This window comes from Stenotrophomonas sp. AB1(2024) (assembly GCF_037482345.1).
Lineage (GTDB): Bacteria > Pseudomonadota > Gammaproteobacteria > Xanthomonadales > Xanthomonadaceae > Stenotrophomonas.
Genome location: NZ_JBBHKO020000001.1, coordinates 3,570,829 through 3,583,661, shown reverse-complemented (window position 1 = coordinate 3,583,661; position 12,833 = coordinate 3,570,829). Strand labels below are relative to the sequence as shown.

Sequence of the window (12,833 nt, the reverse complement as noted above, 5' to 3'; positions counted from 1 at the left end):
CAGCCATCCTTCAAAACATGAACTGTTCGCTGAGGATCCGGTCTTCCAGGTTGTGTTCCGGATCGAACAGCAGGGTCACCCGGCGCTCGCGCGACTCGCGGATGGTCACTTCGACCACGTCGCGGGTCTCATGCGAATCGGCAGTCACGCTGACCGGGCGCTTGTAGGGGTCGAGCACGCGGAAGCGCACTTCGGTGTCGGCCTTGAGGATCGCACCGCGCCAGCGTCGCGGCCGATACGGGGCCAGCGGGGTCAGGGCGATGGTATGCGAGCCCAGCGGCAGGATCGGGCCGTGCGCGGAATAGTTGTAGGCGGTGCTGCCGGCCGGTGTCGCCACCAGCACGCCATCGCCGATCAGCTCGGCCACCCGCTCCTGCCCATTGAGGTCCACCCCGATGTGCGCGGCCTGTCGGGTCTGGCGCAGCAGGGAGACGTCGTTGTAGGCCAGCGAGCCGGTGGTGGTACCCGATTCGGTCAGCGCCAGCATTTCCAGCGGGCGCAGGTTGGCCGGTTCGGCCACCGCCAGGCGCGCCGGCAGGTCGCCATCGTCCTCGCGGTACTGGTTCATCAGGAAGCCCACCGTGCCCAGCTTCATCCCGAACACCGGCCGCCCCAGCGCGCCGTGGCGGTGCAGGGTCTGCAGCATGAAACCGTCGCCGCCCAGCGGGCACAGCACATCGGCCTGTTCCGGTGCATGGTCGCCATAGCGCGCCACCATCGCCGCACGGGCAAGCTGGGCCGCTTCGGTGTTGCTGGCCAGGAAGGCGATGCGGGGGGTATCGCTCATGTGGGGATCCGGTGGAGGGCTTACGGTTGAAGCATAACCGGGTGCGTGTTTGGGTGGTTGCGTTTTGGTCGCTAAAGGCAGCGTCTTGTTTCGTACGTGCAGGGGCGGCCGCCGGGCAGCCCCCATACATGGTCGTGTGCGGTGGGAAAGAGCAGCCGGGCAGAGCCCGGCTCTACCGCAGCGCATGCCACCTGGCAGCTAAAAAAAGGCCCCGCCGAAGCGGGGCCTTTCGTCAAACACTATCTCACGCGCTTACGCGCCGTGGGCGGCCAGCTGGCCCAGGCGCTGTACCGCCACCGATACCGTGGGGTAGTCGAGCGTCTTCTGCTCGGCCAGTTCCTGCAGCATCGACAGGGTGAAGCGCAGGCTGCTGTCGTCACGGCCGATCCATGCGGCGACCTTGGCTTCGGCACTGCCCCCCTTCATCGACAGCACCTGGGCAGCCAGGTTGCGGTGATGGGCGGCCAGCTCGTCGCGCAGCACGCCACGGGCCACGGCGTGCCAGCGGCCGTTGACCTCCAGCGCGTCGATCTGCTCGAACAGCCACGGCAGTTGCAGCGCGTCGCCCAGGCGGAAGTGGACCTTGGACACGTCCACCGGCTTGAGCTTGCGGGTACGCGCCAGTTCGATGATGTCGAACGCCGGTTCCAGGAACTGCAGCTCGGACAACTGCTGCGCCAGTGCAGGCGGCAGGCCCTTCTCCTTCCACTCCTGCACGCTGGCCTCGTACGCCGGGCGCTGCGCGTCCGGCAGCACGCCCGACGCGACACGGATGTCGTTGAACGGGGCCTGGTAGCGGTTCACCGCCTCGGTGATGCCCGGCATCGCGCCGGGGCGGAACAGCAGCCAGCGCACGAACGAACGCTGCAGCTTCCAGATCACTTCCAGCGCATCGATCTGCACCGACTCCGGCAGGGTGCCGTCGAGCGCATCGATCTGCGCCCACAGCGCCCGCGCATCCAGCGTTTCACGGCTGATGGTGTAGGCCTTGGCGACCTCGGCGATGCTGCGGCCGGTGTCTTCCTGCATGCGCATCAGGAACGTGGCGCCCATGCGGTTGATGGTCTGGTTGGTCACGGCCGTGGCGATGATTTCGCGCTTCAGGCGGTGACGCTCCATCGCATCGGCATACTTCTTCTGCAGCGGCGTCGGGAAGTAACGCAGCAGTTCCTTGGACAGGTACGGATCTTCCGGGATGTCCGATTCCAGCAGCTGCTGGAACGCCACCAGCTTGGAATACGACAACAGCACCGACAGCTCCGGACGGGTCAGCCCCTGGCCACGCGCCTTGCGCGCCGACAGCTCGGCATCGGTCGGCAGGAACTCGATCTGGCGATCCAGCAGACCCTGCTTTTCCAGCGTGCGGATGAAATGCTGCTTGGAACCCAGACGCTTGACCGCCATCCGCTCCATCAGGCTCAGGGCCTGGTTCTGGCGGTAGTTGTCGTTGAGCACCAGGTCGGCCACTTCGTCGGTCATCGACGCCAGCAGCTTGTTGCGTGCCTCCACGGTCAACTTCTTGGCCCGCACCACATCGTTGAGCAGGATCTTGATGTTGACTTCGTGATCGGAGGTGTCCACACCGGCCGAGTTGTCGATGAAGTCGGTATTGAGCAGCACGCCGGCCTGGGCGGCTTCGATGCGGCCCAGCTGGGTCATGCCCAGGTTGCCGCCCTCGCCCACCACCTTGCAGCGCAGGTCGCCACCGTTGACGCGCAGTGCGTTGTTGGCGCGGTCGCCCACGTCGCTGTGCTGCTCGGTGGCGGCCTTGACGTAGGTACCGATGCCGCCGTTCCACAGCAGGTCCACCGGCGCCTTGAGGATGGCGCTCATCAGGTCGTTGGGCGACAGCGCCTTGACGTTCTCCTCCAGGCCCAGCGCTTCGCGCACCTGCGGAGTGATCTCGATCGACTTCAGGGTACGCGGATGGATGCCGCCGCCCTTGCTGATCAGCTTGGCGTCATAGTCGGCCCAGCTGGACCGCGGCACGGTGAACAGGCGCTCACGCTCGATGAACGAGGTGGCCGCATCCGGGTTCGGGTCCAGGAAGATGTGGCGGTGGTCGAACGCCGCAACCAGGCGGATGTGGCGCGACAGCAGCATGCCGTTGCCGAACACGTCGCCGGACATGTCGCCGACACCCGCCGTGGTGAAGTCCTGGCTCTGGCTGTCACGGCCCAGCGCACGGAAGTGGCGCTTGACCGACTCCCACGCACCGCGCGCGGTGATGCCCATGCCCTTGTGGTCGTAACCGACCGAACCACCGGAAGCGAACGCATCGCCCATCCAGAAGCCGTGATCGATGGCCAGGCCATTGGCGATGTCGGAGAAGGTCGCGGTGCCCTTGTCGGCCGCCACCACCAGGTACGGGTCGTCCATGTCGTGGCGGACCACGTCCACCGGCGGCACGATCTTGTTGTTGACGATGTTGTCGGTGATGTCCAGCAGGCCCTGGATGAACAGCTTGTAGCAGGCCACGCCGTTGGCGAACACCGCATCGCGGTCGCCGCTGGCCGGCGGGGTCTTGGCGAAGAAGCCGCCCTTGGCACCGACCGGCACGATCACCGTGTTCTTGACCATCTGCGCCTTGACCAGGCCCAGCACTTCGGTACGGAAGTCTTCGCGACGGTCCGACCAGCGCAGGCCGCCACGGGCGACCGCGCCGAAGCGCAGGTGGGTACCTTCCACGCGCGGGCCGTACACGAAGATTTCGCGGTACGGGCGCGGTTTGGGCAGGTCCGGCACCAGCGCCGAATCGAACTTGAAGCTGATCACGTGGCCGGGGCGGCCCTGCGCATCGGTCTGGTAGTAGCTGGTGCGCAGGGTGGCGTCGATCACGCCCATGAAGCTGCGCAGGATGCGGTCTTCGTCCAGGCTGGAGACGCGGTCCATCAGCTTGACCAGTGCGTCGCGCGCGGCGTCCATCTGCGCCTTGCGGTCACCCTTGCGGGCATCGACCACGGTCTTGATGACCTTCAGGGTGGCCTCGTCGCCACCGGCCAGCACGGTCAGGTGCGCGCGCAGGTCGGCCTGGCCTTCGGCGATGGCGTCCTTGTCCTCATGCCCGGTGGCCGGGTCGAAGCGGGCTTCGAACAGCTCCACCAGCAGGCGCGCCAGCAGCGGGTAACGGGTGAAGGTGGCTTCGACGTAGGCCTGCGAGAACGGCACGCCGGTCTGCAGCAGGTACTTGCAGTAGCCGCGCAGCATGGCGACCTGGCGCCAGTGCAGGCCGGCGGCCAGCACCAGGCGGTTGAAGCCGTCGTTCTCGGCGTCGCCGTGCCAGACGCGGGCGAAGGTTTCACCGAAGGCGGCATCGGCGGCAGCGGCGTCGATCGCCCCGGCCAGCGATTCCACTTCGAAGTCCTGCACGTACACCGGTGCGTTGTCGACGCTGAGGCGGTACGGGCGCTCGGCGATCACGCGCAGGCCCATGTTTTCCATCATCGGCAGCGCGTCCGACAGCGGAATGTCGTCCAGCTGGCGGTACAGCTTCAGGCGCAGGCCATCGCCCTCTTCGCGATGCACGGCCTGCAGGCTCAGGCGCAGGTCGTCCGGGCCGGTCAGCGCGTCGAGCTGGCTGACGTCGTTGGCCGCGATCTCGGTGCTGGAATCTTCGATGTAACCGGCCGGCAACGCCTTGCCGATGCGGGCGGCGATACGCAGGCCTTCGCTTTCACCGTGGCGGGCCACCAGCGCTTCGCGCAGGTCGTCCTGCCAGTTGCGCAGCACCTGGGCCAGCTTCTTCTCCAGCGCGCTGGTATCCACTTCCAGGGTCTGGCCAGCCTTCGGGCGCACGATCAGGTGCACCTGGGCCAGCGGCGATTCGCCCAGCACCACAGAGCTGTCCACGTATTCGCCCTGAAGCGCGTCCTTGAGCATCGCTTCGATGCGCAGGCGCACGTCGGTGTTGAAACGCTCGCGCGGCAGGTAGACCAGTGCGGAGATGAAACGACTGTACTTGTCGCGGCGCAGGAACAGGCGGCTGCGCACGCGCTCCTGCAGGCCCAGCACGCCGATGGCGGTGCGGTACAGCTCTTCCTCGCTGGACTGGAACAGCTCTTCGCGCGGCAGGGTTTCCAGGATGTGGCGCAGCGCCTTGCCGCTGTGGCTGGCCGCGGCCAGCCCCGACTTGCTCATCACGTATTCGTGGCGCTGGCGCACCAGCGGGATTTCCCACGGACGGCGGTTGTAGGCGCTGGAGGTGAACAGGCCCAGGAAGCGCTGTTCGCCGATGATCTTGCCCTTGGCGTCGAATTCCAGCACGCCGATGTAATCCATGTAGCCGGCGCGGTGCACGCGCGAACGCGCGTTGGTCTTGGTCAGGATCAGCGCGTCCTTCAACCCGGAGGTGGCATTGAGGCCCTGCGCGGCCAGCGTCTTGACCGGGCGCGCGGCGGACTTGTCCTTGCCGCGCATCAGGCCCAGGCCGGTGTCGTTCAAGGGCGCCAGCACGTCTTCCTTGCCCTGCTTCTCCACGCGGTATTCGCGGTAGCCGAAGAAGGTGAAGTGGTTTTCGGCGGCCCAGCGCAGGAACGCCTGGGCCTCGCTGCGCGAGGCATCATCGACCGGCAGCTGGCGCGTGCCCAGGTCGTCGGCCAGGGCCAGCGCCTTGCTGCGCATGGCATCCCAGTCGCCCACGATGGCACGCACTTCCTCCAGCGCCTTGACGATGGCCTGCTCGACATCGGCCATGGCCTCGGCCGGCTGGCGGTCGATTTCCAGCAGCATCACCGATTCGGTGGTGCCTTCGCCCACGGTCGTCAGCTTGCCGGCCTTGTCGCGGGTGAAGCGGACCACCGGGTGGCCCAGCACGTGCACGCCCACGCCATGTTCGGCCAGGGTCATGGTCACGGTGTCGACCAGGAACGGCATGTCGTCGTTGACGATCTGCAGCACGGTGTGCGCCGATTCCCAGCCGTTGGCCTTCATGGTCGGGTTGAACACGCGCACGTTGGCCTTGCCGGCCTTGCGCACGCGGGCGAATTCGAGGGTGTCGCCGGCCAGTGCGGCCCACTCTTCTGCGGTGTGGTGCGGGAACTCGTCCGCTTCCATGCGCTTGTAGAAGTCTGCGGCGAACGCCACTGCCTCGGCCTGCCCGGCCGCCGGGTAACGCTTGCGCAAGGCCGTGTACACCGGTTCCAGCGAGAAGCCCACTGGCGAAACAGTCTGCGTATCGGCTGGTTTGGTCGTTTTTTTCACGGTCTTGGCTGCTGTTTTTTGCGGTTTCATGGCAGAGCGGTGCGTGTTGCCCAGTTGGGAAAATGAAATTGTAGCCCTCCCGCATGAAAACGCCTTGCTGCAGGACGGAATAAGGCATTTCGGGTTGGGTGGCGTTTACATCGCATCCAACCAGTGCGCCGTAGTACGGATGCGCGATCCACCTCACAGTGGAGACCAGCATCGGCAACGCACGTGGCAGTGTGACTACACCCGGGCCGACAGTGCCAAAAGCAACCCTTCTCCAATTCTGAACTGGACGGTATAGTCCACCGCGTGAACTCCCCCGCCCCTGCCGCCGCCTTCCTGGATGCGCGCGATCATCGCGTGTTCGATGCCGTGCGCGATCTGATGGCCACCCAGGGCATGCAGCTCAGCATGGAATCGGTGGCCCAGCAGGCTGGCTGTTCCAAGCAGACCCTCTACAGCCGCTATGGCAGCAAGCAGGAACTGCTGCGCCGCGCGCTGCAACGTCACCTGTGCCGGGCCACCGCCGGACTGCGTGCACTGGAGGGCGATGACCTGCGCGGCTGCCTGCTGCAGTTCGCGTTGGACTACCTGGACCACTGCAACGAACCGCACGTGGCCCAGGCCTGCCGGCTGATCGCGGCCGAGTCGGCCCAGTTTCCCGACGAAGCCCGCGCCCTGTACCGGGATGGCGCGGGCGCGCTTGTTATTCACATTGCTGAATGGATCCAGTTGCGCATCCGCGATGGCCTGCTCCGGCATGACGACCCGCACTTCATGGCCGAGCTGCTATTGAGCATGATCGCGGGACAGGATTTCGAAAAGCAGCGCTTTCATACCCCCCATCGTGTCGACGCCTCGCAGCGGCGCCGGTGGGCCGAGTTTTCCGTGGACAGTTTCCTGCGCGCGTTCGCTGCGCCTGAGGCGATCCGCTCACCGCATTCAAACCAACACCGGAGTTTCTCCTGATGATCGCCCCACTCCGCACCCTCGCCCTGACGTGCGCTGTCGCCGTAGCGTTGACCGCCTGCAAGAAGCCGGAACAACAGACGCCCCCGCCACCGGAAGTGGGCGTGATCGAAGCCAAGGCCGGCACCCTGCCGCTGCAGCGTGAGCTGGTGGGCCGCCTGTCGCCGTACCGCAGCGCCGATGTGCGCGCCCGCGTACCGGGCGTGCTGCTCAAGCGCGTCTACCAGGAAGGCCAGGATGTCAGGCAGGGCCAGGTGCTGTTCCTGATCGACCCGGCGCCACTGCAGGCAGCGTTGAATGCCTCGCAGGCCGAACTGGCGTCTGCCCAGGCCACCTATGCCAACGCCAAGGCCGCTGCCGCGCGTGCCCGTTCGCTGGCCCCGCAGAAGTTCGTCTCCAAATCCGACCTGGACGCGGCCGAAGCCACCGAACGCACTGCCGCCGCCGCTGTGCAGCAGGCCCAGGCCTCGCTGGCGAACGCGAAAATCAACCTCGGTTACGCCCAGGTCACCTCGCCCATCGCCGGCCGCGCCGGCAAGCAGCAGGTCACCGAAGGCGCGCTGGTCGGCCAGGCCGATATCACCCTGCTGACCACCGTTGACCAGCTGGACCCGCTGTTCGTCAACTTCTCGATGAGCTCGGACGAGCTGACCCAGCTGCGCCGGGCGCAGGCCAATGGTGCGGTGTCGCTGAGCGGCGACGGCAAGTCCACCGTGCAGGTGAAACTGGCCGACGGCACCCTCTACGACCAGCCGGGCACGCTGGATTACTCCTCGGCCGTGGTCGACCCGGCCACCGGCGCGGTAACCCTGCGCGCGGTCCTGCCCAACCCGCAGAAGATCCTGCTGCCGGGCGCCTTCGTCAGTTTCCAGGCCGTCCTGGGCGAGCGGAAGAACGCCTTCCTGGTGCCGTTGCAGGCACTGCAGCGCGATACCACCGGCGGCTATGTGATGGTGGTGGGCAAAGATGGCAAGGTGGTGCGCAGGAACGTAGTCACCGAAGGCCAGCAGGGCAGCAGCTGGCTGATCAGCAGCGGCCTGCAGCAAGGCGACCAGGTGATCGTGGCGGGCGTGCAGAAGGTCAAGGAAGGCGCGCCGGCCTCGGCCAAGCCGTGGACCCCGACGACCGCCAACGGCAACGGCGCCGCCCCGGCTGGCGCCACCCCTGCCGCCGGCAACGCACCTGCCGCGCAGGCCGATGCCGCCGCGGCTGCCGATCCGGCCGCCAAGCCCTCCGATGGCGCTCCGGCTGCCGAACCGACCAAGCAATAACGGGAACCCTCCGTCATGCCTAAATTTTTCATTGAACACCCGGTATTCGCCTGGGTGGTCGCGATCCTGATCTCGCTTGCGGGCGTGATCTCGATCCTGGGTCTGGGCGTGGAGTCCTACCCGAGCATCGCACCCCCGCAGGTGACGGTGAGCGCCACCTATCCCGGCGCCAGCGCCGACACCACCGAAAAGTCGGTCACCCAGGTGATCGAGCAGCAGCTGACCGGTATCGATCACCTGCTGTACTTCAGCTCTTCGTCGGCCTCCAACGGCCGGGCGAGCATCACCCTGACCTTCGAAACCGGTACCGACGCGGACATCGCGCAGGTGCAGGTGCAGAACAAGGTCTCGCTGGCCACGCCGCGCCTGCCCACCGAAGTGACCCAGCAGGGCGTGGTGGTGGCCAAGGCCAACGCCGGCTTCCTGATGGTGGTGGCGCTGCAGTCGGACACTGAAGCGATCACCCGCGATGCGCTCAACGACATCGTCGGTTCGCGCGTGCTCGACCAGATCTCGCGCATCCCCGGCGTGGGCAGCACCCAGCAGTTCGGTTCCGAGTACGCCATGAACATCTGGCTCAACCCGGAACGCATGCAGGGCTTCAACCTCTCGGCCAGCCAGGTGCTGGCGGCGATCAAGGCCCAGAACGTGCAGTTCGCGGCCGGTTCGCTGGGTTCCGATCCCTCGCCGGCAGGCCACTACTTCACCGCCACCGTGTCGGCCGAAGGCCGCTTCAGCTCGCCGGACCAGTTCGAGAACATCATCCTGCGCGCCAATGCCGACGGCTCGCGCGTGCTGCTCAAGGACGTCGCGCGCATCGCCTTTGGCGCCAACAACTACGGCTTCGATACGCAGTACAACGGCAAACCGACGGGCGCCTTCGCGATCCAGCTGCTGCCCGGCGCCAACGCCCTGAACGTGGCCAACGCGGTCACCGCGAAGATGGACGAACTGGCGTCCACCTTCCCGACCGGCGTAAGCTGGTTCTCGCCGTACGACAGCACCACGTTCGTGAAGATCTCGATCGAGGAAGTGGTCAAGACCCTGGTCGAAGCCATCGTGCTGGTCTTCCTGGTGATGCTGATCTTCCTGCAGAACTTCCGCGCCACCCTGATCCCGACGCTGGTCATCCCGGTCGCCCTGCTGGGCACCTTCCTGGGCATGAGCATCATCGGCTTCACCATCAACCAGCTGACCCTGTTTGCAATGGTGCTGGCAATCGGCATCGTGGTCGATGACGCGATCGTGGTGATCGAGAACGTCGAACGCATCATGACCGAGGAGAAGCTGCCGCCCAAGGCCGCCACCCAGAAGGCCATGACCCAGATCACCGGTGCGGTGGTGGCCATCACCGTGGTGCTGGCGGCGGTGTTCATTCCGTCTGCGCTGCAGGGCGGTGCCGCAGGCGAGATCTACAAACAGTTCGCGCTCACCATCGCCATCGCGATGGCGTTCTCGGCGTTCCTGGCGCTGGGCTTCACTCCGGCGCTGTGCGCGACCTTCCTCAAGGCCACGCACGGTGAACCGAACATCGTCTACCGCACGTTCAACAAGTACTACGACAAAGTCAGCGGTACCTACGTGGGCCACATCACCTCGGCGGTGAAGCATGCGCCGCGCTGGATGATCCTGTTCGTGGTGCTGACCGTGCTGTGCGGCTTCCTGTTCACCCGCATGCCGGGCAGCTTCCTGCCGGAAGAAGACCAGGGCTACGCGCTGGCGATCGTGCAGCTGCCGCCGGGCTCGACCAAGGCGCAGACCAATGCGACCTTCGCCCAGATGCGCGGCATCCTGGAAAAGCAGGATGGCTTCGAAGGCATGCTGCAGGTGGCCGGTTTCAGCTTCGTCGGTTCGGGCGAGAACGTGGGCATGGGCTTCATCCGGCTCAAACCGTGGGCGGACCGTGACATCACCGTTCCAGAGTTCATCCAGAACATGAACGGTGCGTTCTACGGCATCAAGGAAGCGCAGATCTTCGTGGTCAACCTTCCGACGGTGCAGGGCCTGGGCCAGTTCGGCGGCTTCGACATGTGGCTGCAGGACCGTGGTGGTGCCGGCTTCGAACAGCTCACGCAGGCGCGCAACATCCTGCTGGGCAAGGCGGCCGAGGAGACGGAACTGCTCACCGGCGTGCGTCCGAACGGGTTGGAAAACGCACCCCAGCTGCAGCTGCACGTGGACCGCGTGCAGGCGCAGACGATGGGGCTGTCGGTGTCGGACGTGTACAGCACCATCCAGCTGATGCTGGCCCCGGTATATGTGAACGACTTCTTCTACCAGGGCCGCATCAAGCGCGTGACCATGCAGGCCGATGGTCCGTTCCGCACCGGTGCCGAGTCGTTGAACAGCTTCTACACGCCCAGCTCCCTGCAGACCAACGCCGACGGTACCCCGGCGATGATTCCGCTGAGCACGGTGGTGAAGTCCGAATGGGTGTCGGCACCGCCGTCGCTGAGCCGCTACAACGGCTATTCGGCGATCAACATCGTCGGTTCGCAGGCCCCGGGCCGCAGTTCGGGCGAGGCGATGCAGGCCATGGAGCGGATCGTGCAGGACGACCTGCCGGCCGGCTTCGGCTACGACTGGTCCGGCATGTCCTACCAGGAAATCCTGGCGGGCAACGCCGCCACGCTGCTGTTGGTGCTGTCCATCGTGGTGGTGTTCCTGTGCCTTGCCGCACTGTATGAGAGCTGGTCGATCCCGGTAGCGGTGCTGCTGGTGGTGCCGTTGGGCGTGCTGGGTGCGCTGTCGTTCTCGCTGGCCCGTGGCCTGCCCAACGACCTGTACTTCAAGATCGGCCTGATCACGGTCATTGGTCTTGCGGCGAAGAATGCGATCCTGATCGTGGAGTTCGCGGTGGAGCAGCGTGCGGCCGGCAAGAACCTGCGCGATGCGACGATTGAAGCCTCGCGCCTGCGCTTCCGCCCGATCCTGATGACCTCGTTCGCGTTCATCATGGGCGTGATCCCGATGGCGATCTCCACCGGTGCCGGCGCCAACGCGCGTCACGCGATCGGTACCGGCGTGATCGGCGGCATGGTGTTCGCCACCTTCCTGGGCCTGCTGATGATCCCGGTGTTCTTCGTGGTGGTCCGCCGCATGCTGGGCGACAAGCTGGACGAACCGTCCAAGGAGTTCCTGGAACGCCAGAGCGAAGCCAACGCAGCGCATCGTCCGGATCGTTGATCTGGCGATAGGTGACCACCGTTGGTGGTCACCCTGAAACGCAGAAGGCCCCGGAGCGATCCGGGGCCTTTTTTTCTGCAATCGCACGCTTTCCGTGTCGCTGGGCGCTGCCCGGCTGCTGACGCATTTGTGCGAACAGCCTGTGGCTGAGACGATCTCTGGCTAGGCGGGCCGGGGCGGGTTTGCAGGGGCAATGCAATCGGGGCCCATGAGGGGCCCCGATGCTTTGCTCTGTGCGGCGAGAATCCGCCTCAGCGCAGGCCGGTTTCGTTGCGGGCAATGACCAGGCGCTGGATTTCCGAGGTGCCTTCGTAGATCTCGGTGATCTTGGCATCACGGAAGTAACGCTCCAGCGGCATTTCCTTCGAATAGCCCATGCCACCGTGGATCTGCACCGCCTGGTGGGTGATCCACATCGCTGCTTCCGAGGCGGTCAGCTTGGCGATGGCCGCTTCGTTGCTGAAGCGCCTGCCCTGGCCCTTCACCCATGCCGCGCGCAGCGTCAGCAGCAGGGCGGCGTCCAGCTTGCACTTCATGTCGGCGATCTTGGCCTGGGTCATCTGGAACGTGCCAATAGCCGCGCCGAAGGCCTTGCGGTCCTTCACGTACTCGATCGTGGCCTCGTACGCGGCACGCGCGATGCCGATGGCCTGCGAGGCGATGCCGATGCGGCCGGCGTCCAGCACACCCATCGCGATCTTGAAGCCTTCGCCTTCCTTGCCCACCACGTCTTCGGCAGCAGCCACGTAATCCTGGAACTCGATTTCGCAGGTGGCCGAGGCGCGGATGCCCAGCTTCGGCTCGGTCTTGCCGCGGTGGAAGCCCGCCTTGTCGGTGTCGATCATGAACGCGGTGATGCCACGCGCGCCCTGGTCCGGGGCGGTCATGGCGAACAGCACGATGTACTTGGCCACCGGGCCGGAGGTGATCCAGCTCTTCTTGCCGTTGATCACGTACGTGCCGTCAGCCTGCTTGACCGCGCGGCAGCGCATGGCCGTGGCGTCCGAACCGGACTGCGGCTCGGTCAGGGCAAACGCACCGATGGCCTCGCCCTCGGCGATGGCGCGCACGTACTTCTGCTTCTGTGCCTCGCTGCCATGGGTCAGGATGCCGTTGCAGAACAGCGAATTGTTGACTGACATGATGGTCGAATGCGCGGCGTCGCCGGCGGCAACCTCCACCATCGCCAGCACATAGGCGATCGGGTCCATGCCCGCGCCGCCGTATTCGGCCGGCACTTCGATGCCCATCAGGCCGTTCTCGCCCAGCAGGCGGATGTTTTCCAGCGGGAACTCGCCGGTACGGTCATGATGTTCGGCGCTCGGTGCGATCTTTTCCTGCGCGATGCGACGCGCGACATCCTGCAGCATCAGCTGCTCTTCGGTGAAACTGAAATCCACAAAACCCTCCCAGGAACAATGTCGATATGGCCGCGC

General features: G+C 65.8%; 6 protein-coding genes. 3 read left to right on the top strand and 3 right to left on the bottom strand.

Going from position 1 to position 12,833, the window contains the following annotated elements; all coding sequences use genetic code 11:
- Nucleotides 1-10 precede the first annotated feature (10 nt).
- Together WIX41_RS16055 and WIX41_RS16050 are read right to left on the bottom strand one after the other, a co-directional pair.
- Nucleotides 11-787 carry an NAD kinase gene (locus tag WIX41_RS16055; protein ID WP_339449175.1) on the bottom strand — a complete coding sequence of 259 codons (777 nt, stop codon included), beginning with the start codon at nt 785-787 and terminating at the stop codon, nt 11-13.
- 252 nt (nt 788-1,039) lie between these two features.
- Nucleotides 1,040-5,986, bottom strand: coding sequence for an NAD-glutamate dehydrogenase (locus WIX41_RS16050; protein WP_339449173.1), 4,947 nt, complete (start codon nt 5,984-5,986; stop codon nt 1,040-1,042).
- 294 nt (nt 5,987-6,280) lie between these two features.
- Between WIX41_RS16050 and WIX41_RS16045 the strand changes: the two genes are divergently transcribed.
- Genes WIX41_RS16045 through WIX41_RS16035 form a run of 3 tightly spaced genes read left to right on the top strand, consistent with a single transcriptional unit; the run spans nt 6,281 to nt 11,397 of the window.
- Entirely contained in the window at nt 6,281-6,940 is a 660-nt protein-coding gene (locus tag WIX41_RS16045) for a TetR/AcrR family transcriptional regulator (protein ID WP_339449171.1), read from the top strand.
- Entirely contained in the window at nt 6,940-8,211 is a 1,272-nt protein-coding gene (locus WIX41_RS16040) for an efflux RND transporter periplasmic adaptor subunit (protein WP_339449169.1), read from the top strand. Before WIX41_RS16045 ends, WIX41_RS16040 begins: the two co-directional genes overlap by 1 nt.
- 15 nt (nt 8,212-8,226) lie before the next feature.
- Complete coding sequence (locus tag WIX41_RS16035; protein WP_339449167.1) at nt 8,227-11,397, top strand: multidrug efflux RND transporter permease subunit; 3,171 nt, start codon at nt 8,227-8,229, stop codon at nt 11,395-11,397.
- Between the two features lie 251 nt (nt 11,398-11,648).
- Here WIX41_RS16035 and WIX41_RS16030 read toward each other — a convergent pair whose 3' ends face one another.
- Entirely contained in the window at nt 11,649-12,797 is a 1,149-nt protein-coding gene (locus WIX41_RS16030) for an acyl-CoA dehydrogenase family protein (protein ID WP_339449166.1), read from the bottom strand.
- Nucleotides 12,798-12,833 lie beyond the last annotated feature (36 nt).